General features: G+C 71.5%; 26 protein-coding genes. 10 read left to right on the top strand and 16 right to left on the bottom strand.

All coding sequences use genetic code 11. The features are described from left to right. The 4 genes from VFO68_RS00535 to dnaA all read right to left on the bottom strand — a co-directional run. A partial coding sequence (locus tag VFO68_RS00535) for an AAA family ATPase (RefSeq protein WP_325156103.1) occupies window positions 1–576 on the bottom strand: 576 nt, incomplete at its 3' end. 11 nt (window positions 577–587) lie between these two features. Then, the gene (gene gnd, locus VFO68_RS00540; protein WP_325156104.1) at window positions 588–1,499 is read right to left on the bottom strand and encodes a phosphogluconate dehydrogenase (NAD(+)-dependent, decarboxylating); all 912 of its coding nucleotides are present in this window, start codon (window positions 1,497–1,499) and stop codon (window positions 588–590) included. 16 nt (window positions 1,500–1,515) lie between these two features. After that, on the bottom strand, window positions 1,516–2,649 hold the full coding sequence (gene dnaN / locus VFO68_RS00545) for a DNA polymerase III subunit beta (protein WP_325156105.1): 1,134 nt from the start codon (window positions 2,647–2,649) through the stop codon (window positions 1,516–1,518). A 513-nt stretch (window positions 2,650–3,162) separates the two neighbouring features. Beyond that, on the bottom strand, window positions 3,163–4,710 hold the full coding sequence (gene dnaA, locus VFO68_RS00550) for a chromosomal replication initiator protein DnaA (RefSeq protein WP_325156106.1): 1,548 nt from the start codon (window positions 4,708–4,710) through the stop codon (window positions 3,163–3,165). A 508-nt stretch (window positions 4,711–5,218) separates the two neighbouring features. Between dnaA and rpmH the strand changes: the two genes are divergently transcribed. From rpmH to VFO68_RS00590, 8 genes are all read left to right on the top strand, one after another. Next, window positions 5,219–5,356, top strand: coding sequence for a 50S ribosomal protein L34 (gene rpmH, locus VFO68_RS00555; protein WP_325156107.1), 138 nt, complete (start codon window positions 5,219–5,221; stop codon window positions 5,354–5,356). A 33-nt stretch (window positions 5,357–5,389) separates the two neighbouring features. Next, the gene (gene rnpA, locus VFO68_RS00560) at window positions 5,390–5,767 is read left to right on the top strand and encodes a ribonuclease P protein component (RefSeq protein ID WP_325156108.1); all 378 of its coding nucleotides are present in this window, start codon (window positions 5,390–5,392) and stop codon (window positions 5,765–5,767) included. Next, window positions 5,764–6,108, top strand: a complete 345-nt coding sequence (yidD, locus tag VFO68_RS00565) for a membrane protein insertion efficiency factor YidD (RefSeq protein WP_325156109.1) — start codon at window positions 5,764–5,766, stop codon at window positions 6,106–6,108. The genes rnpA and yidD overlap by 4 nt, the downstream gene beginning before the upstream one ends. Before the next feature lie 3 nt (window positions 6,109–6,111). Continuing rightward, a complete protein-coding gene (yidC, locus tag VFO68_RS00570) occupies window positions 6,112–7,254 on the top strand; it encodes a membrane protein insertase YidC (protein ID WP_325156110.1) in 1,143 nt (380 codons plus the stop codon). 103 nt (window positions 7,255–7,357) lie between these two features. After that, a complete protein-coding gene (locus tag VFO68_RS00575) occupies window positions 7,358–7,858 on the top strand; it encodes a protein jag (protein WP_414635443.1) in 501 nt (166 codons plus the stop codon). Between the two features lie 161 nt (window positions 7,859–8,019). Then, window positions 8,020–8,685: a 16S rRNA (guanine(527)-N(7))-methyltransferase RsmG gene (gene rsmG, locus VFO68_RS00580; protein ID WP_325156112.1), complete on the top strand. Its 666-nt coding sequence runs from the start codon at window positions 8,020–8,022 to the stop codon at window positions 8,683–8,685. Window positions 8,686–8,734: 49 nt separating this feature from the next. Next, on the top strand, window positions 8,735–9,616 hold the full coding sequence (locus tag VFO68_RS00585; protein ID WP_325156113.1) for an AAA family ATPase: 882 nt from the start codon (window positions 8,735–8,737) through the stop codon (window positions 9,614–9,616). Continuing rightward, complete coding sequence (locus VFO68_RS00590; protein ID WP_325156114.1) at window positions 9,609–10,541, top strand: ParB/RepB/Spo0J family partition protein; 933 nt, start codon at window positions 9,609–9,611, stop codon at window positions 10,539–10,541. The genes VFO68_RS00585 and VFO68_RS00590 overlap by 8 nt, the downstream gene beginning before the upstream one ends. Window positions 10,542–10,607: 66 nt before the next feature. Here VFO68_RS00590 and VFO68_RS00595 read toward each other — a convergent pair whose 3' ends face one another. Then, on the bottom strand, window positions 10,608–11,558 hold the full coding sequence (locus VFO68_RS00595; protein ID WP_325156115.1) for a D-alanine--D-alanine ligase: 951 nt from the start codon (window positions 11,556–11,558) through the stop codon (window positions 10,608–10,610). A 56-nt stretch (window positions 11,559–11,614) separates the two neighbouring features. Then, window positions 11,615–12,934, bottom strand: coding sequence for a PLP-dependent aminotransferase family protein (locus VFO68_RS00600; RefSeq protein WP_325156116.1), 1,320 nt, complete (start codon window positions 12,932–12,934; stop codon window positions 11,615–11,617). Window positions 12,935–13,098: 164 nt separating this feature from the next. Between VFO68_RS00600 and VFO68_RS00605 the strand changes: the two genes are divergently transcribed. Then, complete coding sequence (locus tag VFO68_RS00605) at window positions 13,099–13,728, top strand: GNAT family N-acetyltransferase (RefSeq protein ID WP_325156117.1); 630 nt, start codon at window positions 13,099–13,101, stop codon at window positions 13,726–13,728. A 6-nt stretch (window positions 13,729–13,734) separates the two neighbouring features. Here the strand turns inward: VFO68_RS00605 and VFO68_RS00610 are convergent, their stop codons facing one another. From VFO68_RS00610 to VFO68_RS00650, 9 genes are all read right to left on the bottom strand, one after another. Beyond that, window positions 13,735–14,892, bottom strand: a complete 1,158-nt coding sequence (locus tag VFO68_RS00610) for an N-acetylmuramoyl-L-alanine amidase (RefSeq protein WP_325156118.1) — start codon at window positions 14,890–14,892, stop codon at window positions 13,735–13,737. Window positions 14,893–15,077: 185 nt separating this feature from the next. Next, window positions 15,078–15,407 (bottom strand): thioredoxin, encoded by a 330-nt coding sequence (trxA, locus tag VFO68_RS00615; protein WP_325156119.1) that lies wholly within the window; start codon window positions 15,405–15,407, stop codon window positions 15,078–15,080. A gap of 31 nt (window positions 15,408–15,438) precedes the next feature. Further along, complete coding sequence (gene trxB / locus VFO68_RS00620) at window positions 15,439–16,449, bottom strand: thioredoxin-disulfide reductase (RefSeq protein ID WP_325156120.1); 1,011 nt, start codon at window positions 16,447–16,449, stop codon at window positions 15,439–15,441. Between the two features lie 98 nt (window positions 16,450–16,547). Then, a complete protein-coding gene (locus VFO68_RS00625) occupies window positions 16,548–17,324 on the bottom strand; it encodes a hypothetical protein (RefSeq protein ID WP_325156121.1) in 777 nt (258 codons plus the stop codon). Then, the gene (gene sigM / locus VFO68_RS00630; protein WP_325156122.1) at window positions 17,321–17,947 is read right to left on the bottom strand and encodes an RNA polymerase sigma factor SigM; all 627 of its coding nucleotides are present in this window, start codon (window positions 17,945–17,947) and stop codon (window positions 17,321–17,323) included. Before sigM ends, VFO68_RS00625 begins: the two co-directional genes overlap by 4 nt. 53 nt (window positions 17,948–18,000) lie before the next feature. Continuing rightward, on the bottom strand, window positions 18,001–19,563 hold the full coding sequence (locus tag VFO68_RS00635) for a protein kinase family protein (protein WP_414635442.1): 1,563 nt from the start codon (window positions 19,561–19,563) through the stop codon (window positions 18,001–18,003). A 73-nt stretch (window positions 19,564–19,636) separates the two neighbouring features. After that, entirely contained in the window at window positions 19,637–21,259 is a 1,623-nt protein-coding gene (gene murJ, locus VFO68_RS00640; protein ID WP_325156123.1) for a murein biosynthesis integral membrane protein MurJ, read from the bottom strand. A 44-nt stretch (window positions 21,260–21,303) separates the two neighbouring features. Then, window positions 21,304–23,439 (bottom strand): DUF6049 family protein, encoded by a 2,136-nt coding sequence (locus VFO68_RS00645; RefSeq protein WP_325156124.1) that lies wholly within the window; start codon window positions 23,437–23,439, stop codon window positions 21,304–21,306. Further along, on the bottom strand, window positions 23,436–23,942 hold the full coding sequence (locus VFO68_RS00650; protein ID WP_325156125.1) for an NUDIX hydrolase: 507 nt from the start codon (window positions 23,940–23,942) through the stop codon (window positions 23,436–23,438). The genes VFO68_RS00645 and VFO68_RS00650 overlap by 4 nt, the downstream gene beginning before the upstream one ends. Window positions 23,943–24,032: 90 nt before the next feature. Here VFO68_RS00650 and VFO68_RS00655 point away from each other — a divergent pair, with 90 nt between their 5' ends. After that, the gene (locus VFO68_RS00655) at window positions 24,033–25,478 is read left to right on the top strand and encodes a CCA tRNA nucleotidyltransferase (protein WP_325156126.1); all 1,446 of its coding nucleotides are present in this window, start codon (window positions 24,033–24,035) and stop codon (window positions 25,476–25,478) included. Here the strand turns inward: VFO68_RS00655 and VFO68_RS00660 are convergent. After that, the coding region (locus VFO68_RS00660) for an MFS transporter (protein WP_325156127.1) at window positions 25,453–26,556 on the bottom strand (1,104 nt) is incomplete at its 5' end. The genes VFO68_RS00655 and VFO68_RS00660 overlap by 26 nt on opposite strands.

Here is a 26,556-nt window from a genome sequence, read left to right on the forward strand (position 1 = left end):
CGCGGCCAGGTGACCGTCCCACACGTCCAGCGTGGAGATGTCGCCCCGGGAGCCGGCCCGCCGCGCCGCGCCCGAGGTCTTGAGCAGGGCGTTGCGCTGGCGCAGCACCCGCTCGTAGTCGGCCCGGACCCCGGCGAACCGAGGCGCGCGCAGCACCAGCAGCTCGTCGAGGAACCGGCGCCGCTCACCCGGGTCACCCCGGACCAGCGCCAGGTCCTCCGGAGCGAACAGGACCGTGCGCAGGATCCCGAGCACGTCGCGCGGCCGGGGCACCGGACCGCGGTTGACCCGGGCCCGGTTGGACTTCCCGGGCGTGATCTCCAGCTCGACGGTCAGCTCCCGCCCGGCGTTGACCACGGTGGTGCGCACGATCGCGGCGGCGGCGCCCTGCCGGATCAGCGGCGCGTCGGTCGCCACCCGGTGCGAGCCCAGCGTGGCCACGTAACCGAGCGCCTCGATCAGGTTGGTCTTGCCCTGGCCGTTCGGTCCGACCAGCACCGACGCACCCGGTTGAAACTCCAGCTCGGCCCGCTCCCACGACCGGAAGTCGGCGACCTGCAGGTGCCGCACATACATAAGAGGTGCGGCTACCGGGTGCTGCCGGTGCCGGAGGTCGGCCCGGCCCGGTGCACCGCATGTCCGCCGAACTGGGCGCGTAACGCCGCGACCGCCTTCATCGCCGGCGAGTCCTCCTGGCGGGAGGCGAACCGGGCGAACAGCGCCGAGGAGATCACCGGGATCGGCACCGCGTGGTTGATGGCGTCCTCGACCGTCCAGCGCCCTTCGCCGGAGTCCTCCACCCACCCGGTGATCCCGGTCAGGTCGGCATCCTCCTCCAGCGCCTTGACCAGCAGGTCCAGCAGCCAGGATCGGACCACCGTGCCCCGGGTCCAGGCCTTGAGCACGGCCGGCACGTCGGTCACCATCCGGGCCGCGACCAGCAGCTCGTAGCCCTCGGCGTAGGCCTGCATCAGGCCATACTCGATGCCGTTGTGCACCATCTTGGCGAAGTGCCCGGCGCCGACCCCGCCGGCGTGGGCGAACCCCTCCTCGCGCGGTCCGGCCGGGCGCAGCGCGTCGAAGACCGGCATGGCCCGCTCCACCTGCTCGGCCTCGCCGCCGACCATCAGGCCGTAGCCGTTCTCCAGACCCCACACCCCGCCGGACACGCCGCAGTCCAGATAGTGCACGCCGTGCTCGGCGAGCAGGTCGGCGTTGATCCGGTCGTCGGTGTGCCGGGAGTTGCCGCCGTCGATGACCAGATCCCCCCGGGAGAGGTAACCCCCGAGCTCGGCGACGGTCTCCCGGGTCGGCGCCCCGGACGGCACCATCACCCAGATCACCCGAGGGGCGGTCAGCTTGCCGACCAGATCCTGAAGCGACGCGCTGTCGCTGACCTCCGGGTTGCGGTCGTAACCGACCACCTCGTGGCCGGCCCGGCGCAGCCGCTCCCGCATGTTGAAGCCCATCCGGCCGAGTCCGACCAGTCCCAGCTGCACAGCGACTCCTCTCCTCTCAGCCGGGCAGGCGGACCGGCATCAGCAGGTACAGGTAGCCGGCGATGACCTCGCCCTCGGCGTCCACACCCTTGATCAGGGCCGGCCGGTTGGGCGTGGTGAACGACAGCTGCGCCCGCTCGGCGTGCAGGGCTCCGAGCCCCTCCTGCAGGAAGCCCGGGTTGAACGCGATGGTCACCGGGTCGCCGGTGTACCCGACCGCCAGCTCCTCCTCCGCGCTGCCCTCGTCCTCGCCGCCTGCGGACAGCCGTAGGCCACCGTCGGCGAACTCCAGTCGCACCTGGGTTCCCCGCTCGGCCACCAACGACACGCGCTTGATCGCCTCGAGGAACGGGGCGACCTCCACGACCGCGGCCGAGGTCTGCTCGTTGGGCAGCAGCTGGCGGTAGCGCGGGAACTCCGCGTCCAGCAGCCGCGTGGTCGTGCGCCGGCCGGAGCCGGACAGGCCGAGCAGCCCGTCGCCGGGTGCCAGCGCCAGCTCGACGGTGCTGCCCGCGGTGCCCAGCGACTTGGCCGCCTCGGCCAGGGTCCGGGCCGGGACCAGCACGGCGACCTCGCCGGCGTCGGCCAGGCTGGCGTCGGGCTGCCAGTCGAACTCGCGCAGCGCCAACCGGAACCGGTCGGTGGCCACCATGGTCAGCTTGTCGCCGTTGATCTCCAGCCGGACGCCGGTGAGCATCGGCAGGGTGTCGTCGCGGCCGGCGGCGACGGCCACCTGGCCGACCGCCTGCCCGAACACCTCGCCGGCGAGTTGCCCGGCGTGCGGCGGCATCGCGGGCAGCTGCGGGTAGTCCTCGACCGGCATCGTCGGCAGGCTGAACCGGGCGTTGCCACAGGAGATCACCACCCGGGCGCCGTCGACGGAGATCTCCACCGGCTGGGCCGGCAGGGCGCGGGTGATCTCGGCCAGCAACCGGCCGGAGACCAGCGTGCGGCCGCCGTCGGCGATCGTCGCGGCAACGCCGACCGTGGCCGAGACCTCGTAGTCGAATCCGGAGATGGTCAGGGCGTCCGAGCCGCCGGCGTCGATGAGGATGCCGCCGAGGACCGGAACCGGCGGGCGGGACGGCAGGCTGCGCGCGACCCAGGCGACGGCGTCGGCGAGACCGTCGCGCTCGACGCGGATCTTCATGGGAGTCCTTCCTCGCTCGGGTTGGACGCCGCGCTGGCGGGTAGACCCGAGACACCTACGCAGTGGAACGTCAACCGTAGCCGGTGCCGGACATGCCGAAACGCTCGGCCGAACGGGTTGCTGGAGTGGGGTTGCTTGGCACTCGCCGCAGCGATTCAACACCCTCGGCCGGGCCGGCTCCAGCCGGGTCGGCCCAGCCCTGATCTTTGTTCTTTGTTCTTGTGAAAAGAACTAAACAGCAGTACCAGTAGGTGTTGTGGGTTGTGTGGACAGCCCATCGGCCGCGCAGGTCGGACCGGTCGGCGGGGTGTGGACGGGCGGGGTGCTCCGGCGGTGGACAGATCGCCGGGGCGGTGGATGGTTCGGCGACCCGGCGCGGTCGTTCCACAACGCGGGCGAGTTGTCCACAGGGCGATCCCCAGCTGTGGGTGGGTTCATGCCCAGGTCTTACACAGAGTGCAGATGCAAAGACATCCGCGAAGGTTGCGGAAATGTGGCCGTACGCAACGGTTTTCAGCCGCGAGCGCGCTGCTTGATGCGCGAGGTGAGCTCCTGGACCTGTTCGTAGATCCGGCGCCGCTCGGCCATTTCCTTGCGGATCTTCTTGTCCGCGTGCATGACCGTGGTGTGGTCGCGGCCGCCGAACGTCTGCCCGATCTTGGGCAGCGACAGGTCGGTCAGCTCGCGGCACAGGTACATGGAGATCTGCCGGGCCTGGGCGAGGGCCTTGGTCTTGCCCGGACCGCACAGGTCGTCGATCGTGACGCCGAAGTACTCGGCGGTGACCGCCATGATCGTGGCAGCACTGATCTCCGGCACCTGTGAGTCCGGAATCAGGTCCCGCAGCACGATCTCGGCGAGCCCGAGGTCGACGGGTTGCTGGTTGAGCGAGGCGAACGCGGTCACCCGGATCAGCGCGCCCTCCAACTCGCGGATGTTGTGCTCGATCCGGGCGGCGATGAACTCCAGCACCTCGGCCGGCGCGGCCAGCCGGTCCTGCGCGGCTTTCTTGCGCAGGATGGCGATCCGGGTCTCCAGTTCGGGCGGCTGGATGTCGGTGATCAGACCCCACTCGAACCGGGTGCGCAGCCGGTCCTCCAGCGTCTCAAGGCGTTTCGGCGGCCGGTCGGAGGAGACCACGATCTGCTTGTTCGCGTTGTGCAGGGTGTTGAAGGTATGGAAGAACTCCTCCTGGGTGCCTTCCTTGCCTTCCAGGAACTGGATGTCGTCGACCAGCAGGATGTCGATGTCCCGGTAGCGCCGCTGGAAGGCGACCTTGCGGTCGTCGCGCAACGAGTTGATGAAGTCGTTGGTGAATTCCTCTGTGGACACGTAGCGCACCCGCATGCCGGGGAAGAGCCGTTGCGCGTAGTGGCCGACCGCGTGCAGCAGATGGGTTTTGCCCAGCCCCGACTCGCCCCAGATGAACAGCGGGTTGTAGGCCCGCGCGGGCGCCTCGGCCACCGCGACCGCGGCGGCGTGCGCGAACCGGTTGGACGCGCCGATGACGAACGTGTCGAACGTGTACTTCTCGTTGAGCCGGGTCTTGGAGGTCTGTGGTTGCGCGGGCGCGGTGAACGGCTGGCCGGGACTGCTCTGCGATCCGGTGAACGTCGGCCAGATCTCGTGCACGGTGGCGAGGGCCTCGCTCTCCTCGTCCACCTCGTCGGTCGCGTCGAACTCGGATTCCGTGTCGGTGCCAAGGGAAAGCGCGGACGCGGAGAGTTCGGGCCGCTCGGGCCCGGATGGTTCGAGCGGTCCGGCGCCGTTGGACCGTGGCCCGGCAGGCGCCTGCGGCGTGACCGGTTCCACCTTGACCGCGAGCGAGACCGCCCGGCCCAACCGGCGGGACAGCGCGTCGGTGATCGGCTCGCGCAACGCCCGCTCGATCGCGTCCTTGGCGAAGTCGCTCGGTGCGGCCAGCAACGCGGTGCTGTCCAGCAGACCGATCGGCCGGGTGACCCGCATCCAGGCGCGCTGCTGGGGGGACAGCGTGCCGGCGGACAGCTCCCGCACCACCTGTTCCCAGACCACACCCAGGTTCAGCTGATGATCGGTCACCTGGTGGCTCCCCTCCCCCCGGCTCGAGCCCGTGCGGGGGCACGTCCCCCACGACTCACCCCCGAGGCGAGTCGCACCATTCGGGCCTCCAGTTTCGACACGCGCGGACCGGATGCCAACGCGGCATCCACAGAGTTGTCCACAACTGTGCACGAAAGTGCGCTGAACCGGCGGCGGAGGTTCAAACCTACTTCAGGCGCGCAGCGGGGACTCCCACTCCCATCTGGCTAACCAAGAGCCCGCACGCTAACAAGGGTCGAGCTATGCCACAAGACGCGACGGTAGGCAAACATCCGAACGTGGTCGGCGTGTCGCCAGGCGGTACCCATCGAGTGATTCTGGCCTTACGGTCCGTCCCCGGTGGACCCCGATTTGGCTGCGCTGACCGGGGTGCGTAACCTCATATGGTCCCCGTGACCGGTGGGCGTGTTTCGCGTGCCCACCGGACGGAACCGTACCTCTAACTGACGCACCCGCTTTGGTTAGCCCAGCACCGGGAGATTCGACCGTGAGCAAGCGCACCTTCCAGCCGAATAATCGCCGCCGGGCGAGGACCCATGGTTTCCGCCTGCGCATGCGGACTCGGGCCGGCCGCGCCATCCTCGCGGCACGCCGACGCAAGGGCCGCGACCGCCTCTCGGCCTGATCCGGCGCCGGGCGCAGGCAGAGGTCGCACCCGATGCTTCCCGCGGCCGCGCGGCTGACCCGCAGTCAGGACTTCCGGCTGGTGACCCGCCAGGGTCGCCGGGTCGGTGGTCCGCGGATCGTGGTGCACGCCCTGCTGCCCGGCTCCTCGGCCGGGCCCGCGCAAGCCGGCCCGCGGGCCGGTTTCGTGGTCAGCAAGGCCGTCGGCAACTCGGTGACCCGGCACCGGGTGGCCCGCCGGCTCCGGCACGTCGTGCGGGACCGGCTCGGAACTCTCCCCCCGGGAAGCGCGTTGATCGTGCGAGCGTTGCCCTCGGCAGCGGATGCCTCCAGTGCCGAGTTTCGGCAGGATCTGGACGCCGCACTGCGCCGGTTGCGGCTGACGCCGAGCAGCGATGGCGGTGGCGTGTGAAAAGGTCGGGGATCGTCGAGCGGGTCGCAGCCGGCCGGCCCGCGGTCGAGCCCGCCCGTCCCGGTCCGCTGGCCCGCGCGCTGCTGGTCGCGGTCCGCTGGTACCGCACCTGGATCTCTCCCGTGCTGCCGCCCAGCTGCCGGTTCGAGCCGAGCTGCAGCACCTATGCGCTTGAGGCGCTCACCACCCATGGCGCGCTGCGTGGCACCTGGCTGACCGTTCGCCGGTTGCTGCGCTGCGGTCCGTGGCACCGTGGAGGGTGGGACCCGGTCCCACCCCGGCGCACCCGCCACCGTTCCAACGAGCCGGACCCGGCTCACCGTCCCGCTGCCGAGGAGTAGCTCGTGCTCGATTTCATCTACTACCCCGTGTCGTTCATCCTGTGGTGTTGGCACTGGGTTTTCGGACACGTGTTCGGTGCGGACAACGGCATCACCTGGGCGCTGTCCATCATGTTCCTGGTCTTCACGCTGCGGGCGATCATGTTCAAGCCGTTCGTGAAGCAGGTCCGCTCGATGCGGCAGATGCAGCAGTTCGCGCCGGAGATCAAGAAGCTGCAGAAGAAGTACGCGAACGACCGCCAGCGCCAGGCGCAGGAGATGCAGAAGCTGCAGCGCGAGCACGGGTTCAGCCCGCTCGGCGGCTGCCTGCCGATGCTGATCCAGATCCCGGTGTTCATCGGCCTGTTCCACGTGCTGAACTCGTTCAAGCCCGGGCAGACGGAGAACTACTTCTTCGACGCCCAGGGCGTGCAGTCCTACATCGACGCGAAGCTGTTCGGCCTGGCCGGCCTGTCGAACTTCATCACCCAGCCGATCGAGCAACTGACCGCGTTCGGGGTCACCCGGGCCGGCGTGATCGCCGTCGCGATCCCGCTGATGATCCTGGCGAGCGCGCTGACCCACCTGACCGCGCGGCACTCGATCGAACGGCAGAACCCGGACGCGGCGACCCCGCAGACCGCGATCATGAACAAGCTGATGCTGTACATGTTCCCGCTCGGCGTGCTGGTGTTCGGCTTCTTCTTCCCGATCGGTCTGCTCATCTACTGGTTGGCCAACAACAGTTGGACGCTGATGCAGCAGCGGATCGTCTACAAGCGGATCGACCGCGAGGAAGAGGAGAAGAAGACCGCGGCTGCCGAGAAGCGTGCCTCGCTCGGACCGAAGCCCGGGGCCAAGCCGACCCAGGCCAAGAAGCGACCGGTCACCGCCAAGCCGGCGACCGACACCACCGCTGAAGAGCCGGCCGCCGATGGCGCGGCCGAGCCGGACGGCGCGGGCGCCGAGGGCAACGGGACTGGGGGCAAGAGCGCTGGAGCCGCGGCCAAGCCGGCGAGCAAGCCCACGGCCGGCAAACCGGCGGGCGCCAAGCGGCCGGCCAACCCCAAGCCGACCAACAGCAAGCCGTCCGACGGCGGCACCGAGATTCCCGGTCTGATCACAGACCAGTCCCGCAGTAAGAGGTCAGGCCGGAAGAACCGCTAGGGCGCGCCGGCCTGGAGAGGAGAGTGTCGTGCCGGAAACGGTGCAGGAGGAGTCGGACGTCGAGGTGACGGCGCCGGCGGGCGAGGTCGACGCAGACGGTGAAGTGGAGCCCGACGAGGAAGACGGCGGCGGTGCCGCGGAGGACTTTCTGGTCCGGGAGGGCGACATCGCGGGTGACTACCTGGAGCGTCTGCTCGACCTGCTCGACTACGACGGCGACATCGATCTCGACGTCGAGGCCGGCCGTGCGGTGGTGAGCATCGACGGTGGCGAGGACCTGGAGAAGCTGGTCGGTCCGCGGGGCAACGTGCTGGAGGCGCTGCAGGAGTTGACCCGGTTGGCGGTTCAGCAGGAGACCGGGGCTCGCAGCCGGCTGATGCTGGACATCGCGGGATGGCGGGCCGACCGCCGGCGCGAGCTCAGTGACCTCGGCCGGGCGACGGCGGAGAAGGTGCTGGCGAGCGGCGAGCGGATCCGGTTGCAGCCGATGACCCCGTTCGAACGCAAGGTGGTTCACGACGCGGTCGCCACGCTCAAGGGAGTGCACAGCGAGAGTGAGGGCGAGGACCCCCGGCGCCGTGTGGTGGTGTTCCCGCAGTCCTGAGTCACGAGAACGACCGACAGGCGCGGTCCGCTTCGGCGGGCCGCGCCTGTTGCGTTTCACGTGAAACGTGGCGGGCGGCGAGGGGTGTGCGAGCGCGTTCCCGGCGTCGGACAGAATGACCCCCGATTTCGGTTTCACGTGAAACGTCGATGGGTGGGCGAATGACGGAGGTGGCACCACCGGGCGCGCGGGACGTGTTCGGCGGCGGTCTGGCGCGGGCGGAGCGGTACGCCGCACTGCTCGCCGAGCACGGCGTCCAACGAGGCCTGATCGGGCCACGCGAGGTCGAACGGCTCTGGGACCGGCACCTGCTCAACTCCGCGGTCCTCGGCGAACTACTCCCCCGGACCGGCCGAGTGGTGGATCTGGGGTCCGGCGCCGGGCTGCCCGGTGTGCCGCTGGCGCTGGCCGCGCCGGATCTGACGATCACTCTTCTGGAGCCCATGGCACGTAGGGTTGAATGGCTCGAGTACGTCGCCACGACCCTTGAGTTGGGGGTGACCGTCGTCCGCGGTCGCGCCGAGGAGCCGGCCATTCGGCGGCAACTCGCCGGAACCGAGTTCGTTGTCGCGCGGGCGGTGGCTCCGTTGGCGAAACTGTGTGAGTGGGCGCTTCCGCTGCTGGACACCGGTGGCTGCCTGCTGGCCATGAAGGGGGCGAGTGCGGCGGACGAGGTGACTCGTGATCGGGAGCCGGTGGCGCGACTGGGCGGCGGCGAACCGAAGATCACCAGCTGTGGCGCGAACGTCATGCGCGATCCGACGACGGTCGTGATCGTGGAGAAGGTCGGTGGGCCCCGGGCCCGGCGAATCAGGAAGGACCGGTAGTAAGCATGTTTCACGTGAAACGCGTCCCGGCGCGAGGGAGGTGCTTCCGATGACCGGCTGGACCCCGATCGCCGAGGAGGCCGAGCGAGCGACCCGGGTGCTGCACCCGGACGAGCCGTTCCCCAAGCCGAACCGCCGGCGCGTGCTCACCGTGGCCAACCAGAAGGGCGGCGTCGGTAAGACGACCAGCGCGGTCAACCTCGCGGCGGCGATGGCCATGCGAGGACTGAAGGTGCTCGTGGTCGACCTCGACCCGCAGGGCAACGCCAGCACCGCGCTCGGCGTCGAGCACCGCTCCGGCACGCCGTCCGTGTACGAGGCGCTGATCGGCGAGGTGTCGCTCGCCGACGCCGCCGTGGTCAGTGACCAGTCGGAGAACCTCTACTGCGTCCCGGCCACCATCGACCTGGCCGGCGCGGAGATCGAACTGGTCGCCATGACCGCACGGGAGACGCGGCTCAAGGAGGCGCTGACCGACCAGGTTCTGGACAACATCCGGCCGGACTACGTCTTCATCGACTGCCCGCCCTCGCTCGGCCTGCTCACCGTGAACGCCATGGTGGCGGCCGAGGAGGTGTTCATCCCGATCCAGTGCGAGTACTACGCGCTGGAGGGGCTGAGCCAACTGCTGAACAACATCGAGTTGGTGCAGAACCACCTCAACCAGGGCCTGTGGGTGTCCACCATCCTGCTCACCATGTACGACGGCCGGACCAAGCTCGCCGACCAGGTGACCGCCGAGGTGCGTCGCCATTTCGGTGACACCGTGCTGAAGACCGTCATCCCCCGCAGCGTCAAGGTGTCCGAGGCGCCTGGCTTCGGGCAGACCGTCCTCACCTACGACCCCGGTTCCCGGGGCGCGATGTGCTACCTCGACGCCGCCCGCGAGATCGCCGAGCGTGGCGCCGCCCAGGAGGCCACCAGTGAGTGAGCGCAAGGCTGGTGGGCTCGGTCGCGGTCTGGCCGCCCTGATCCCGAGTGGCGACGGCGCCCCCGGAGTGGTCCGGCTGCCGAGTCCGGGGCGGGCGGCCGAGGCGCCGCAACCGGGCGGCACGGTGGCCGGCGCGGTGTACCGCGAGGTGCCGACCGGGTCGGTCAAGCCCAACCCGAAGCAGCCGCGTCAGGTGTTCGACGAGGATGCGCTGGCCGAGCTCGAGCACTCCATCCGCGAGTTCGGGCTGATGCAGCCGATCGTGGTTCGGGAGCTCGGCGGGGGCAGCTACGAGCTGGTGATGGGCGAACGCCGGCTGCGTGCCGCCCAGCGCGCCGACCTGGCGACGATCCCGGCCATCGTGCGGCAGACCGCGGACGACGCGATGTTGCGCGACGCCCTGCTGGAGAACATCCACCGGGTGCAGCTCAACCCGCTCGAGGAGGCGGCCGCGTACCAGCAGCTGCTCGCCGAGTTCAGCGTGACCCACGAACAGCTCGCCGACCGGATCGGCCGGAGCCGGCCGGTGATCACCAACACCATTCGGCTGCTCAAGCTGCCGCTGCCGGTGCAGCGCCGGGTGGCCGCCGGCGTGCTGTCCGCCGGACATGCCCGGGCCCTGCTCGCGCTCGACGAGCCGGATCAGCAGGAGGAGCTCGCGGCCCGGATCGTGGCGGAAGGGCTGTCCGTGCGGGCCACCGAGGAGGCCGTGACCCTCGCCAAGAACGCGCCGGCCGCCCGGCCCAAGCCATCGGCCCGCAAGCCGATGCAGGCGCCCGGGCTGCAGGACGTCGCCGAACGGCTGTCCGACACCTTCGATACCCGGGTCAAGGTCGAACTGGGCAAGCGCAAGGGCCGGATCGTGGTGGAGTTCGGCTCCGTCGAGGATCTGGAGCGAATCGTCGGCCTGATGTCGCAAAAATGACCGAAACAAGATCGTCCCGGGGTGGTCCCATCACCCCGGGTCGTTCCGTCACGGTGACGATGCCGGTCAGCGTGCCCGGGCGATGGCCCGCTCGACCAGCGCGGCGTAGATGTCGCCGAGTGAGCGCCCGGCGGCCTCGCTCGCCATCGGCAGCAGCGATGTCTCGGTGAGGCCGGGCGAGGAGTTGACCTCCAGGAAGTAGGCGGCACCGTCCGGGGCGACGATCGCATCGGTCCGGGAGACGTCGCGCAGGCCGAGTAGCCGGTGGGCGGACACGGCCAGGTCGGCGACCGCGGCGGCGGACCGGTCGTCCAGCCGCGCCGGGGTGTGGAAGTCGGTCAGCCCGGCGGTGTAGCGCGAGGTGTAGTCGTACACCCCGCTCTCCGGCACGATCTCCACCGCCGGCAGCGCCACCGGTCCGCTCTCGTCCTCGATCACGGTGACCGCCACCTCGACGCCCGCCACGAACCGCTCGGCCAGCACCGTGTTGCCGTAGGCCAGGCAGTCAACCATGGCGGCCGGCAGGTCGGCGGCGTCGCGCACCACCTGGGCGCCGAGCGCCGAACCGCCCTGGTCCGGCTTGAGCATCATCGGCAGGCCGAGCCGGTCGACCATCGCGGTCAGCACCGCCTGGGCACCCAACTCCCGGAACGTGCTGTGCGGCAGCACCACCCAGTCCGGAGTGGCCAGACCCGACCGGGCCAGTTCGGCCTTGGCGGTCGGTTTGTCCCAGGCCCGCCGGCAGGCGTGCGAGTCGCTGCCCACGTACGGCACGTCGAGCAGTTCGAGCACGGTCTGGATCGAGCCGCCCTCGCCCTGGTCGCCGTGCAGCGCGATGATCACGGCATCCGGCCGCTCGCGTTGCAGGCGCGCGATCAGCGCGGCGTCGGCGTCCCACTCCTCGACCGACACTCCGACCGAGCGCAGCGCCGCGGACAGCCGCCGCCCGGACCGCAGGGACACGTCCCGCTCGTGGGTCAGCCCACCGGCGAGCACGGTTACAGAACGATCGGACACTCAGTACTCCTCAGCAGTCCGCACCGGCCAGTCCGATGAGGACGTCCACAATGGATTTACGCGGTGTCGGGCGACGGAACCTGAGGCCCCGTCCCGGTTCGCAACGCGACCGGTCCGAAAGTGGCATACAGGTCCAACTCCTCGGCGAGCACCGTGGCCAGCCGGCGAACCCCCTCCCGGATGCGTTCGGGAGTCGGGTAGCAGAACGACAGCCGAAGCTGGCGGCTGCCCAGCCCGTCGGCGTAGAAGCCGGTGCCGGACACGTAGGCCACCCGGGCGGTCACCGCTCGGGGCAGCATGGCCTTGGTGTCCACGCCTTCGGGCACCGTCATCCAGACGAAGAAGCCACCCTCCGGCCTGGTCCAGGTGCACCCGTCGGGCATGTGCTGCTCGAGCCCGTCGAGCATCGCGTCCCGGCGCTCCCGGTAGGCCTGCTGGAAGGACTTGATCTGTCCGCGCCAGTCGTGCGTGGCCAGGTACCGCGAGACGATCATCTGGTTGAGCGTCGGCGGACACAGCGTGGCCGACTCGGCGGCCAGGACCAGCTTCTCCCGCACCGCATGCGGGGCGAGCACCCACCCGACCCGCAGCCCGGCCGCGAAGGTCTTGGAGAACGAGCCCAGGTACACCACGTTGTCGGCGTCCATCGAGCGCAGCGCGGGGTAGGTCTGGCCGTCGAAGCCGAGCAGCCCGTACGGGTTGTCCTCGACCACCAGCACGCCGTGCCGGGCGCAGATGTCGAGCACCTCGGCCCGCCGGCGGACCGCCAGCGTGAGGCCGGCCGGGTTGTGGAAGTTCGGGATCGTGTAGAGGAACTTCACCCGCCGCCGGGCGGCCTCGGCGGCGGCCAGCGCCGCGCGCAGCGCCTCCGGGACGATGCCCTCCTCGTCCATGCCCACGTGCACCACGTCGGCCTGGTAGGCGGCGAACGTGCCGAGCGCGCCGACGTAGGAGGGGCCTTCGGCCAGCACCACGTCGCCGGGGTCGCAGAAGATCCGGGTGACCATGTCCAGCCCCATCTGCGAGCCGACCGTGACCACCAGGTCGTCCGGATGGCCGGACACCCCCTCCAGCGCCATCACCTCGCAGATCTGCTCGCGCAGTTCCGGCAGGCCGTGCGCGGAGCCGTACTGCAGCGCGACCAGGCCGTCCCGGCTGACCACCCCCGCCACCTCGGCGGCGATCGAGTCCAGCGGCAGGGCCGTCAGGTTGGGCATGCCGCCGGCCAGGGACACCACCTCGGGCCGGCTGGCCACCGCGAACAGGGCCCGGACCTCGGAGGCGGTCATGCCAGCAGCTCGGGCCGCGTACCGGTGCAGGTGCGGATCAAGACTGCGTGCCCCCACCCGTTCGGGTGGTTGGCCGGATATGCTCATGCCGGCTCCGTCGCGAATGTGCTGGTCAGTGAGCACGAGTCTAGCCGGACGCGGTATACGCCTCCGGGTAGTTCCGGTTCAGCTCCGACCGGCTTATCCTGTCGGGGGCATGCGTGCGCGTCCTGGTTGCCGCGCGCGGTCAGCAATCTGCTCGGGGAGGTCAGGTGTCGCGACGCGTCGTCGGCGTCACGCTGGACAACCTCGACGATCTGCCGAAGCACTGTCGCGCGTGTGTCTACTGGGAGCTCGCACCGCATCTGCGCGAGCAGGCCGAGGAGTTCGGCACCACCGAGCTCGAGAAGGAGGCCTGGGTCTCCAGCGTGCTGCTGGAGTGGGGTTCCTGCGGCCGCATCGTGTACAGCGACAAGCTCCCGGTCGGGTTCGTGCTCTACGCCCCGCCGAACGCGGTGCCGCGCGCGTCGGCCTTTCCCACCTCGCCGGTCAGCCCGGACGCCGTCGTGCTCACCGGGTTCCACGTGCTGCCCGAGTTCCGCAACGGCGGGCTGGGCCGGATGCTGGTGCAGGCCGTGGCCAAGGACCTCACCCGGCGCGGGGTGAAGGCCATCGAGGCGTTCGGCGACGCCAAACCGGACGAGACCGACCGGTCCTGCGTCGTGCCGGCCGATTTCCTGCTCAGCGTCGGGTTCAAGACCGTGCGGACGCACGCCCGCTGGCCCCGGCTGCGCCTCGAGCTGCGCACCGCGCTGTCCTGGAAGGAAGACGTGGAGGCGGCGCTGGCCCAGCTGCTCGGCTCGGTGACGGTGAGCACGGCCTCGCCGGCCCTGCAGCGCTAGCTGGCTCTACTCGGCCTTGCCGACCAGTTCGTGCGCGAGCACGTCGGCGAAGGTGAACGTGCCGGTCGGCTGGTCGCCCACGCCGAGCAGGTAGAGCCGCTTGACGGCGATCAGGATGCCCTCGGCGACCACGTCCCGGAACGACGGGTCGACCAGTCGCTCGCGGTCCTCGGTGTTGGTCAGGTAGCCGATCTCGACCCGGACCGCTGGGCAGCGGGTCAACCGCAGGATGTCCCAGGTCTTGGGGTGGGTGCGGCAGTCCAGCATCCCGGTCCGCACCGCGAGCTCGCGCTGGATGAACCCGGCCATCGTCTCGCCGAGCGTCGAGGTGGTGCCGTGCACCGTGCCGAAGTGGAAGCTCGCCACCCCCTGGGCCAGCGGCGAGGAGTTGGCGTCGCAGTGCAGCGACAGGAACAGGTCGGCACCCTCGTCGTTGGCGAAGTGCGCCCGCTCGCTCTCGTCCGGGCAGGTGTCCTGGCCGCGGGAGAGCAGGGCCTCCATGCCGGTGGCCATCATGCGGCCCTCCAGCCGCCGGGCCAGGTCCCAGAGGAGGTCGGCCTCGCGCACCCCGGCGACGCACACGCCGGGGTCGGTACCGCCATGGCCGGGGTCGATGACGATCCGCTTGCCGCGCAGCCGTGGCCCGGCCCGGCGGACCCGCTCCTGCTCGCGCAGCAGCACCGGGCGGCCCCCGCTGGCCCGCGGCGAGAGCTGGCGCAGGGAGCGCACGGTCTCGGCGCCGCAGATGCCGTCGACGGTGATCCCCCAGTCCCGCTGGAAGCTACGCAGGGCCACCTCGGTCTGCGCGCCGAACACCCCGTTCGGGCGCCCGGCGTCGTAGCCGAGCTCCAGCAGCCGGACCTGCAGGTGCAGCACGTCGTCCCCGCTGACCGGGGCGGACACCAGGTAGGCAAGCGGCCGGGCGCCGAGTTGGTAGGTCGCGTCGCGCAGCGCCCGGTACGTCGTCGGGCCGACCACGCCGTCGGTGATCAGCCCGCGCTGCTGCTGGAAGGCCCGTACGGCCTGCTCGACCGCCTCGTCGAAGAGCTGGCCCGAGCCGTTGCTTCCGGAACCGTTGGGCTGCGGTAACAGACCGATTGCCGCGAGTGTCGACCGTACCTCGGCAACGGCTGGTCCCCCATCACCGCGGCGCAGTACGCGCATGCACCCTCGCTCGGCTCATGGCACCGACTCGGGAAGCCGGCGCGGTTGACGTCGTCCTATTGTGCCTTGCCGGTTGGGACCGGGCTCGCAGGGTCACGTCGGTATGGCTACCCGGTGACGCACCGCACACACTTCTGGGTCTCACCCGCAAGAGGGACGCGCGAACCCCCGGTCGAGGTTGCCGCTCAGCCGAGATAGTCGGCCAGGTCGTTGAGCAGGGCCGCCTTCGGCTTCGCGCCCACGATCTGCTTCACCGGCTCGCCGCCCTTGAACAGGATCAGCGTCGGAATCGACATGACCTGGTAGTCACGGGCCGTCCCGGGGTTCTGGTCGATGTCCAGCTTGGCCACGGTGAGCGTGTCGGGGTGCTCGGCGGCGATCTCCTCGAGTACCGGGGCGACCATCCGGCACGGACCGCACCAGGTCGCCCAGAAGTCGACGAGCACCAGCTTCTCGCTGTTCAGGACGTCGGCGGCGAACGAGCTGTCGGTCACGACGACGGTGTTTGCGCCCATGGCGTCTCCTTTTCGGTTCGGTCGGGACTGGTCATTGCTGGGTCGGGGCGTAGCCGCCACCGACGAGTTCCGCGGCGCGCTCCGCCGCGTCGGTCGTGCCGTGCTCGGCCAGCCAGCGTTCGGCGTCGATGGAGGCCGCGCAGCCGGTGCCGGCGGCGGTGATCGCCTGCCGGTAGGTGCGGTCCACCAGGTCGCCCGCGGCGAACACGCCGTCGAGGTTGGTGTAGCTGCTTCCGCCGCGGTCCGGATAGGTCAGCACGTAGCCGTCGGCGTCGGTGTCCACCTGGTCGCGCACCAGCGCGCTGCGCGGGTCGTGACCGATCGCCACGAACACGCCGGTCACCGGGTGTTCGGTCTCCTCGCCGGTGACCGTGTCGCGCACCCGGATGCCGCGTACCGATCCCTCGCCGAGCACCTCGACCACCGCCGAGTTGAGCATCCAGCGGATCTTCTCGTTGTCCCGGGCGCGCTCCAGCATGATCTTCGAAGCGCGGAACTCCGCCCGCCGGTGCACGATCGTCACCGACCGGGCGAACTTGGTCAGGAAGGTGGCCTCCTCCATCGCCGAGTCGCCCCCGCCGACCACCACGATGTCCTGGTTCCGGAAGAAGAAGCCGTCGCACGTCGCGCACGCGGACACCCCGTGGCCGAGCAGCTGCTGCTCACCGGGCACGTTCAGGTACCGGGCCGCGGCGCCCATCGCGAGCACCACCGACCGGGCCGCGAACCGCTCGCCGCCCACGGTCACGTACTTGACCGGGCCGGCCAGGTCCAGCGCCTCGACGTCCTGGCTGCGCAGGTCCGCGCCGAACCGCTCGGCCTGCGCGCGCATCTGCTCCATCAGCTCGGGACCCATGATGCCGTCGCGGAAGCCGGGGTAGTTCTCCACCTCGGTGGTGGTCATCAGGGCGCCGCCGTACTGGGTTCCCTCGAACACCAGCGGATCGAGCTGGGCCCGGGCCGCGTACACCGCGGCCGTGTAACCGGCCGGACCGGACCCGACAATGATCAGGTTGCGGATCTCGTTGGCGTCCTGGGACATCTGCCCTCCGTCAAGTGCGGCATGCAACGGTGTCAACACGATCGTAGGTGTCGGTTGTTCCGTGCCCGGGCGTGACCGGCCGCACTCCGAGTGGTCGTTCAGCGCGACGGTAGCGGGGTGTCGACCAGCTTCGCCGGGTTGTCCGCGTCACACGTCGGTTCGACGATGAGTACCCGCAGCCGGCCCGCTTCACCCGTGCTGAGCAGGACCATGATGCCGGGCTTGCCCTCCAGGTTGACCTGGCGCACCCCGAGCACCTCGGTCTTCGCCGGGTCGACCTTGTTGGCCTGCAGGCACTGCTCGAGGCCCGACTGGTTCTTCAGCGGGCCGTAGTCACGCTCGGCGCTGACCCCGCCGATGGCGGCGGAGAGGTCGGTGCGGTTCACCTGCAGCGGCGGCTTGGCAGCGTCGGAGCTGTTCTGTCCCTGGGGGCCCGCCGCGACCGGGTTTCCGGTCTCGTCCGCAGGCGAGAACAGCGTCACGGTCACCGCGACGGCGGCAGCGGCTGCGGTGAGCACCCCGGCCGCCCAGCCCAGTCCGCGGTTGCGCCGCCTGCGCGCCTGCGCCAGGTCGGTCACCGGGGCGGGCGCCTCCGGCCGGGACACGGGACGGGTCCGGGCGGCCTCGGCGGCCAGCGCGGCGTCCAACCGGGCGGCGAAGTGTGCGGGCATCGGCTCGACCGGAGCGGCGCCCAGCCGGCCCAGTCCGACCTTGACGCTGTCCAGGGCCGCCAGCACGGCCCGAGCCTCGGGATCGGCGTTGACCGCGGGCCACAGCCGCGCGGACTGCTCCGGATCCAGCACACCGGCGTGCAGGTCAGCGAGGACGTCGACAGACCACGGTGGCCCGAGCGGGCTCCTGGCGTCGTCGGTCATCGTCCCTCCCAGTGCCGCCTGGCCGGCGTGGATCGCCCTTCAACAGCGTCACCTCGGACGTTCGCATCTGCATCGGGGTTCCGCAGATGTCCCAGAACTTTGGCCAACTTGGCCCGGCCACGGGCACAGCGGCTCTTGACCGTTCCCTCGGCGATCCCGAGCAGCGCGGCGGTCTCGGCCACCGAGTATCCCTCGACGTCCACCAGCAGGATCGGCACCCGCTGGTCGTCGGACAGCTCGGCCAGCGCACGCTGGACCACCAGCCGGGTCTCCCGGTCGGACATGGCGTCCCGGGGCGTGACCGGCTCCCCCGGCCCCGTCTCCGGCAGCGGCACGGTCGGCCGGGCCTGCCGGCGGCGCACCCGGTCCAGGCAGGCGTTGACCACGATGCGGTGCAGCCAGGTGGTGACCTGTGACTCGGCCCGGAACGAGCTGGCCGCGCGGAAGGCTGAGATGAACGCCTCCTGGAGCGCGTCCGAGGCCTCCTCCGGATCGCGCAGCGTGCGCAGGGCCACCGCCCACATCCGGTCCCGGTGCCGGCGCACCAGCTCGGCGAAGGCGTGCGGGTCGCCTGCTGCGTGGGCCGCGATCAGAGCGGCGTCCGAGCTGGCTGGGGCGGTCACGGACTGAGAATAGCGGGACTGGACGAACCCTCACCGCAGGCGTGACCGGGCGGTCACCCGGCGCGGACGAACCCCACTTCGGCGATTTCCGAGACGTTGCCATCGCCCAGCTGGGTGATCCAGATGATGACGAACTGGGTGGGCTCCGCGTTGTTCAGTGGGATCTCGGTGCGGCCGGCGCCCAGCGTCGCCTCGCCGATCACCTTGGTGTCCGCGAGCTGCGGCTTGTCCGTGGGCGCGGTGCGGATCTCGACCTTGGTGCCTGCGCTGGGCGAGTCGATCGAGACCGAGGCGAACTTCAGCGGCTCGGCGAACGCGGCGATCAGCCCGATGCCCGGCTTGAACACCGGGAACTGCTGCTTGTACTTCGAGGTCTTCCAGGCGGTGCGCTGGTTGCCGTCGACCGCGCTCTTGGCCCGGTTGGCGTTGTCCGGGTCGCCCTTGACGTTGTAGACGTTCAGCGCCGCCGGCTGGATCGGCCCGGCCGGCTGGGGCGCCTCGTTGGGCCCGCCGTTCGGACCGGCCGGCTGGGTGGCCACCACGGTCGGCCCGCCCGCGGTGGTGGAGTCGTCGCTGAAGAAGCCGACCAGCAGCGTGCCGATCCAGATCAGCACGCCCAGCGTGGCCAACCCGAGCGCGCTCACCCCGATCACCAGCTTGCGGGTCCGGCCCGGATCCCGGGCGGGCGGCCGGGTGGTCCAGACGGTCGTGTCGCCGTCGTCGGTCCGGTCGTACCCGTCGTCGATCCGGTTGATCAGTTCGGTCGGCTGGTCATGCGCGGTGACCCGGTCGAGCACGCCGATCAGCGTGGCGCTGGTCCGGATGCCGCCCACGGAGGTGTCCTCCAGGCTGCGGATCGCCGCGAGCGACAACTCCTCGGGAACCTGCAGGCGCAGCATGCCCGGCGGCACCGGCAGCCCGCCCGGCCCGAGCGGCGCCCTCGGCACGGTGGCCGGCCCGTCCGGCAGCGGCCAGGTTCCGGTGAGCAGGAGATAGAGGATCGCGCCGAGACCCTTGATGTCGTCGCGCAGGGTGGCGTCCGGCAGCGGTCCGGGGAACGCCAGGCGCAGCGGTCCTTCCGGGGTGACCCGGATCCGCTGCGGGTGGTCGACGCCGAGCACCAGTCCGGCGCGGTGGGCGACCTCGACCGCGGCCGCCAGGGGCTCGAGCAGCCGGGCCGCGGTGGCCGCCGGCAGCGGCCGTTCGGCGACCAGGTCGAGCAGGTCGGTGCCGTTCGACCAGTCGGCGACGATCATGCCGAGCAAGCCCTCGTCCGGGTTGACCCCGCTGCCGACGTTGAGCACGTCGAGCACCCGGGCCATGCCGGGGTGGCCGATCCGAGCGGCGTGCGCGGCCCGGTCCAGGGTGCGCCGGGCGGCGGTCGCGGCCGGCTGGTCGCCTGCGTCGCCCACCAGCAGGGTCAGTGCCACGTCCCGGCGCAACTGCCCGTCCCGGGCCCGCCACAGCGCGGCGGACACCCGCTCGTCCGCACCGAACTGTGCGAGCAGGCGGTAACGGCCGGCGCCGACTACGGCCCCCGGTCCGAGGAACCCGTCGGCTGCCGGCACCTGCGGCGTTGCCTCGCCGCCGGGGAACTCGGTGCGCCTCGTGGTCACCACACTCTCCGTGGTTTCGCGTTGGTCACGAGCCTACGTGAACACGGCCCCGAGCGTCGGACGCCCGGAAAGGTCATCCGCGTCGCACCAGGCGGGTGACTCGCTCGGCAACCGCGGCCGTCTCCCGGACTCGCAGTAACCGCATCAACCCGAAGGTGACGATCCCGCCGATCAGCGTGCCGAACACCAGCGCGAGCCAGGCCGCGGCCGCCGAGTCCGGTCCGAGCACGGCGGCGAGCAGCCGGGCGATGCCCAGCGCGGCGCCGGCCCCCCAGGTGGCCGCGACCATCGTCTTGACCAGCGTGCGCAGCACCTGCCGGGTGCCCAGCCGGCCCAGCCGGCGGCGCAGCCACAGGTCGCCGACCAGCACCCCGACCAGGAACGTCACGGAGTTGACGAAGGTCAGCCCGTAGACCACCGCGCGCGGGTCGAGCACGTGCGGACACAGGTAGGACAGCGGCACCTTGACCGCGGTCATGATCAGCATGATCACGGTCGGGGTGCGGGCGTCCTTCATCGCGTAGAACACCCGAAGCTGCAGCATCACGATCGCGTAGGGCAGCACGCCGAACGCGGCGGCGGTGATGGCCAGGCCGAGCCGGGTGGCGTCGGCGCCGGAGTTGCCGATCGAGAACAGCGCGACACCGATCTGCGGACCGAGCACCGTCATCAGCGCGCAGAGCGGCCCGAGCATCACGATGCTCAGCCGGCTGCCGGTGGCGAGGTGGTCGATCACGGCGCGGTGGTCCCCGTCCGCGGCCGCCGCGCTCATCCGGGGCATGATCACGGTGAGCAGCGAGACACCGATCACGCCGTACGGGAACTGCAGCAGCAGCCAGGTGGTGGCGTAGATCGCCGGCCCGCCCGGTGCGCCGGCGGTGGCCGCGTTCGTGATCGCCGAGAGCCCCACCTGGCCGAGCAGCGTGTAGCCGATCACCCAGGCGGCCAGCCCGCCGAACTCGGCCAGCCGGCGGTCCCAGCCCCACCGGGCGCGGAACCGGAACCCGGTGCGGCGCAGCGCCGGCACCAGCACCAGCAGCTGGGAGGCCAGCCCGAGCGGCAGGCCGATGCCCAGGACCAGCAGCTTGGCCTCGCCCATCCGGACCGGGTCGAGCGAGATCTCACCGGGCAGCACCGCGTACAGCCCGATCATCAGGAACATGACCACGTTGTTGAGCACCGGCGCCCAGCCGGCCGCGGCGAACCGCTGGCGGGCGTTGAGCACCGCCATCAGCATCGCGCTCATCCCGAGGAACACGATCGCCGGCAACATCAGATAGGTGAACGCGGTGGTCAGCGCCGTGTTGGAGGTGGCCTCGGTGGTGTAGACGGCGGTGAGCAGCGGCGCGCACGCGATGGCGACCACCGTGCCGGCGGTGAGCACGGCCAGCCCGACGGTCAGCAGCCGCTGGGTGTACGCCTCGCCGCCGTCCGCGTCCTCCTTCTGCGACCGCACCAGCAGCGGCACCACCACGCTGGTCAGCACGCCGCCGATGAGCAGCTCGTTGATGATCGTGGGGAAGTTCGACGCGATCGTGAACGAGTCGTTGACCACGCTGAAGCCGACCACCCAGGCCAGCACGACCTTCCAGCCGAACCCGGTGATCCGGCTGGTCAGCGTGGCGATCGCCAGCGAACCGGTGGCGCGGGCGAGCGACGGCGCGGCCGGCCGGGCACGGGTGTTGCCGGGGGTCACGGGAAGAGATTGTGCAGTGCGGGGCGCCCTGGTGGGTGTCTGGCTCAGCCGGCACCGTCCCGGGCGATCCGGGCCGCCCGGACCCGGCGGTAGGTCCGCAGGCCGGCCAGCAGGAACAGCGCGACCGCCGCGGTGATCGTGACGATCAGGGTGACCTTGCCGTAGGCGGTGGAGGTCATCTCGAACCGGGCGGTGGTGCCGAGCGGGGTGCCGCCCGGCGTGGCCAGCGAGACGTCCACGGTGAACCGGCCGGAGCGCGTGACCTCGGTGGCCAGCAACCTGGTGCGTGCGCCGTGTGCCGGGATCAGCACGTCTTCGATCGGCTGGGGGCGCAGGCCCGGGGTGTCCGCGAGCCGGATCCGGACCCTGATCGCGACCGGCATGGTGTTGCTGAGCACCACCGGGATCGGGCTGTTGCCGGAGGCCAGGGTCAGCGGCCGGCCCGGGTCGGACACGGTGACCTGGGCGCGCAGCGCGGCGAGTTGGTTCGCCACCTCGGCGACCGCGGCCTCGGCCTGCTCCGGGCGGCCACGCCAGGCGGTCGAGGCGGCCCGCAGCAGCCCGTAGTGCAGCGGTGCGACCAGGGTTTCCGGGTCCACCAGGGCGGTGTCGTCGATGCCCATGGCGTCGTGCAGATCCCGCTGCGCGGCGTTGACCCGGACCATCTCGGCGGTGGCCGTCCCGGCGATCTCGGAGCCGCGGTCGTCGCCGCTGTAGTTGAACCCGACCGCGCTGCCGCGTGGCGCGGCGGCGACCGCCTGCGGCAACGGGCCGGGCACGGCGAACCCGGCCTCGACCACGTCCCGCAGCGTGCTCAGGAACACCGCGAGCTCGCCCGCCGGTGCGGCCCAGCGGCGCGGCGGCGCGATCAGCAACCGCCCGGTGCCGGGTGCGAAGGCGACCCGGTAGGCCAGCGCGGACACCCCGTTCTGCACGGCCAGCGCCCGGTCCGGGGTGGCGTCGTCGAGGAAGCCGGACACCAGCGGGTCGGTGGTCAGGGCCCGCGCGTTGGCCTCGCCGACCGTGTAGGGCTGCTCGCCCTGCCGGTTGCGCAGCCGCGCCGGGTCGGCCAGCACCGTGGTCGGCGCGTCGCTGCCGATGTCCTGCAGGGTGCGCTGGTCCAGCGCACCGGCGGCCGGCCAGAGCACGCCGGGCAGCGGGGTGGTCGGCTTGAGTGCCGCCGCCACGATCGCCGAGCTGCCGGTGGCCAGCCGCTCCAGGTCGACGGCGCCCACCCGGGACAGCGCGACCAGGTCCGCGTCGGCGTAGGGCACGGCGATCACGCACTGGTCACGGGTGAGCGAGCGCAGGGTGGCCAGCCAGGCGACGGCGGCCGCGGTGCCCTTTCCGGCCGCCAGGCTCCCCCCGGACCGGACCCGGTAGCCGGCCGCCATCAGCTGCACGGTCTCCAGCAGGTCCGGATCGACGGCGAAGCACAGCGCGGTGAGCAACTCGGGGTTCTGGGCCACCACGTCGGTCACCGTGTTCAGCAGCCCGTAGAGCCGGCCGCCGGGGGCCAGGGAGTCGGCCAGCCCGTCGTCGGTCAGCGCCGGCAGCCCGTCGGCGGCGCGCACCTGCCGGGGATAGTCGTCGATCAGCGGCCACAGCACGGTCACCGGGGTGGGACCGCCGGCCGGCACGCCGGGGGCGTTCGCTCCGCCGGTGCCCGGGACCGACAGCGCCGGCAGCAGCACCGGCTCCGCCGCCAGCCGGGCGCGGCCGCTGTACTCCGGCTGGCCGTTGACGTTGACCAGCAGCGGGTACACGCCGGGGCTGTCGATGCGCAGGGAGGTCTCGCTGCCGCCGACCGGGACGGTGACCGTGACCGGAGCGCTCTGGCCGGGGTCGAGACCGCCGCTGACCGCGACGAACGGCGAGCGGGCCACCGGGTCGCCCTGCTGGCTGCGCCCGGCGAGCAGTGCCTGTTCGGAGTCGAGGGCCTCGCCGCGCTGCAACTGCACGCGGATGTCGTTGATCCGCCGGTCGCCGGTGTTGGTCACCCGGCCGGTGACGGTGACCGATGGGGTGGTGGCGGTGATCACGCGGGGGGTGAGCGTGTCGACCTCGAGCCGCATCCGGCTCGGCGACTCCGGCACCCCTGGTTGCGCGGTGGCGAGCGCGCCCGGGGCGAACAACCCCAGGACGGCTGCGACCAGGGCCACCACTGTGATCCTGATCATGCCGAGTCCTCCTGCCCGCTCAACAGCTCCCGGGCCTTGCGCACCAGACGGCGCTCGTCCGCGTAGGCCAGGCGCTCGTCCAGCTCGTCCAGGGCGACCCAGGCGACCTCGGTGACCTCGACGTCCGCGTCGGACAGCTCGCCCGCCGTGGCCTGCATGAGGAAGTGGTGCACGGTCTTGTGCACCCGCCGGTTGTCGGCGACGAACCAGTAGTCGATGGCGCCCAGCGGCTGCAGCACCCGGCTGGAGATGCCGGTCTCCTCGGCCACCTCGCGCACCGCCGTCTGCTCGGGCGTCTCGCCCTCCTCGATGTGCCCCTTGGGCAGCGACCAGAGCAGCCGGCCACGCCGGTCCAACCGGCCAATCAGGGCGACGTTCGCCTGGTCAGCGTCCAGCACGACGCCACCCGCCGAGGTCTCGTCGACGGCGGCGACGCGCCGGCCGCGCCGCCGGCCGCGGCGCCCGGAGCGCGCGCCGCGAGAGCGGCCGGACGAGGTGGGCATGTCCGCGATCGTAGTGTCACCACGCGCCGGGGGGCCGTCGCCGGAGGTAGCGGGGTAATCCACGCGACCGGCCGGATAGGCTCGATTGTCATGTCCAGTTCCCTGTCCCGCCCACGCACGGTGGAAGAACTCTTGCGGATCTCGCCGATCGCCGAGGAGCTGGCTGCCCGGTTCACCACCGCCGGCCACCGGCTCTACCTGGTCGGCGGCAGCGTCCGGGACGCGCTGCTCGGCCGCCTGGGCACCGATCTCGACTTCACCACCGACGCCCGGCCGCCGGAGGTGCTGCGGATCCTGTCCGAGTGGACCGACGCGGTGTGGGACATCGGGATCGCGTTCGGCACGGTCGGCGCCAGCAAGCACGGGGTCACCTGCGAGGTCACCACGTTCCGGGCGGACAGCTACGACCGCGTGACGCGCAACCCGGAGGTGCGCTTCGGCGACTCGATCGAGGAGGACCTGGTCCGCCGGGACTTCACGGTCAACGCGATGGCGGTCGACTTGTCGACAAAGCAATTCATCGACCCGTACGGCGGAGCGAGCGCGCTCGGCGAGGGCCGGCTGGACACGCCGGCCGCGCCGGAGGAGTCCTTCGCCGACGACCCGCTGCGGCTGATGCGGGCCGCCCGGTTCGTCAGCCAGCTCGGCCTGCGCCCCGCTCCCCGGGTGCTGACCGCGATGAAGGCGATGAGCGCGCAGATCACCCGGGTGACCGTGGAACGGGTCCAGGTGGAGCTGTCCAAGCTGCTCTGCGGCGACAACGCCCGGACCGGCGTGGAGCTGCTGGTCGACTCCGGGCTGGCCGACCACGTGCTGCCCGAGGTACCGGCGATGCGGCTGGAGATCGACGAACATCATCAACACAAGGACGTCTACCAGCACTCGCTGGTTGTGCTCGACCAGGCCATCGCGCTCGAGGAGCCGGGCGCCGGCCCGGACCTGGTGCTGCGCCTGGCCGCGTTGCTGCACGACGTCGGCAAGCCGGACACCCGCCGGCACATCCCCGGCGGCGGGGTGAGCTTCCACCACCACGAGGTGGTCGGCGCCAAGCTCGCCCGCAAGCGGCTGCGTGCGCTGCGCTACGCCAAGGAGATCGTCGAGGACGTGGCCAAGCTGGTCTACCTGCACCTGCGGTTCCACGGCTACGGCCGCGGCGAGTGGACCGACTCGGCGGTGCGGCGCTACGTCACCGACGCCGGTGACCTGCTGCCCCGGCTGAACAAGCTGGTCCGGGCCGACTGCACCACCCGCAACCGGCGCAAGGCCATGGCGCTGCAGCGCACCTACGACGAGCTCGAGGAACGGATCGAGCGGATCGCCGCCGAGGAGGACCTCGCCCGGGTCCGGCCCGACCTGGACGGCAACGAGATCATGCGGCTGCTCGGGATCCCGCCCGGCCCGCTGGTCGGTCAGGCCTGGAGCCACCTCAAGGAACTGCGGCTGGACCGCGGCCCCCTCGAGCACGACGAGGCCGTGGCCGAACTGCTGCGCTGGGCCGCCGAGCGCGGCGTCAGTGTCCCGGGTGCCGGCGGCTGACCAGGGCGAAACCGGCCAGCCCGACCAGGTAGAGCGCGGTGGCCACCAGGATCAGCGCGGTCGAGCGCCCGTCCGTCGGGACCACCGTGGCGGCCAGCGTCACGGCCAGCACCTGGGTGATGTTGAACAGCGTGTCGTAGAGCGCGAACACCCGGCCGCGGGTCTCGTCGCCGATGTCGCGCTGCACCGCGGCGTCCACGCAGAGCTTGACCACCTGACCGGCGTAGATGATCACGAAGGTGGCCAGCAGCACGGTGGGCAGCGTCATCGGCAGGCCCAGGCCCAACTGCGCCGCCGCGGCCAGCAGCAGCGCCGCGGCCATCGACCGGCGCCGGCCGAACCGCTCCACCACCCGGGCCGTGGTCAGCCCGGCGACCAGGATGCCGAGCCCGCCGGCCGCGAAGATCTCGGCCAACCCGGCCATGCCGGCCCGCAGGGGCCCCAGGTCGGTGAAGCTGTACCGCATCAGCAGCACGGTGAGCAGCAACGAGATGCCCACCGCGGCCCGGTGGGCGAACAGGGCGATGAAGCCGGCGGCCACGGTCGGCGTGCGGAAGGCCGCCCGGCCGCCGTCGAACAGGCCGCGGGCCACGGCGAGCACGGCCGTCGCCGGCTCGTCGACGTGGTCCGGGCCGAGCGCGCCGCGGGCGAACCGCACCGCGAAGGCGGCGGCGGCCACCGAGCCGACCGCGGCCACGCCGGTGGTCAGCCCGGAGCCCAGGTTCCCCGCCCCCCACAGCGCGCGCAGGCCGACCGCGCAGATCCCGCCGAACACGGCGATCAGCGCGCCCAGCGTGGTCGCCATGGCGTTGGCCTCGACCAGGTTGCGGACCGGCACCACGTGCGGCAGCGAAGCCGACAAACCAGACAGCACGAACCGGCTGACCCCGACCGCGAGCAGGGCGAGGATCAGCAACAGCCCGCCGTTGACGCCGGCCGCCACGCCCACCGCGCAGACCAGGATCAGCGCGCCGCGCAGCAGGTTCGCCCCGACCAGCACCCGCCGCCGGTCCCAGCGGTCCAGCAGCGCGCCGGCGAACGGTCCCAGGAGCGAGTACGGCAGCAGCAGCACGGTGAA

It is taken from the genome of Actinophytocola sp. (genome assembly GCF_035712165.1).
Classification (GTDB): Bacteria; Actinomycetota; Actinomycetes; order Mycobacteriales; family Pseudonocardiaceae; genus DASYTH01.

Excerpts from the sequence above, each read along its gene's own strand:
- rsmG (WP_325156112.1), top strand. The coding sequence starts at position 8,020 with ATGACGGAGGTGGCACCACCGGGCGCGCGGGACGTGTTCGGCGGCGGT.
- VFO68_RS00600 (WP_325156116.1), bottom strand. The coding sequence starts at position 12,934 with ATGAGCATATCCGGCCAACCACCCGAACGGGTGGGGGCACGCAGTCTT.
- rnpA (WP_325156108.1), top strand. The coding sequence starts at position 5,390 with ATGCTTCCCGCGGCCGCGCGGCTGACCCGCAGTCAGGACTTCCGGCTG.
- VFO68_RS00585 (WP_325156113.1), top strand. The coding sequence starts at position 8,735 with ATGACCGGCTGGACCCCGATCGCCGAGGAGGCCGAGCGAGCGACCCGG.
- VFO68_RS00655 (WP_325156126.1), top strand. The coding sequence starts at position 24,033 with ATGTCCAGTTCCCTGTCCCGCCCACGCACGGTGGAAGAACTCTTGCGG.
- VFO68_RS00625 (WP_325156121.1), bottom strand. The coding sequence starts at position 17,324 with ATGACCGACGACGCCAGGAGCCCGCTCGGGCCACCGTGGTCTGTCGAC.
- trxA (WP_325156119.1), bottom strand. The coding sequence starts at position 15,407 with ATGGGCGCAAACACCGTCGTCGTGACCGACAGCTCGTTCGCCGCCGAC.
- trxB (WP_325156120.1), bottom strand. The coding sequence starts at position 16,449 with ATGTCCCAGGACGCCAACGAGATCCGCAACCTGATCATTGTCGGGTCC.
- VFO68_RS00645 (WP_325156124.1), bottom strand. The coding sequence starts at position 23,439 with ATGATCAGGATCACAGTGGTGGCCCTGGTCGCAGCCGTCCTGGGGTTG.
- dnaN (WP_325156105.1), bottom strand. The coding sequence starts at position 2,649 with ATGAAGATCCGCGTCGAGCGCGACGGTCTCGCCGACGCCGTCGCCTGG.
- VFO68_RS00610 (WP_325156118.1), bottom strand. The coding sequence starts at position 14,892 with ATGCGCGTACTGCGCCGCGGTGATGGGGGACCAGCCGTTGCCGAGGTA.
- VFO68_RS00650 (WP_325156125.1), bottom strand. The coding sequence starts at position 23,942 with ATGCCCACCTCGTCCGGCCGCTCTCGCGGCGCGCGCTCCGGGCGCCGC.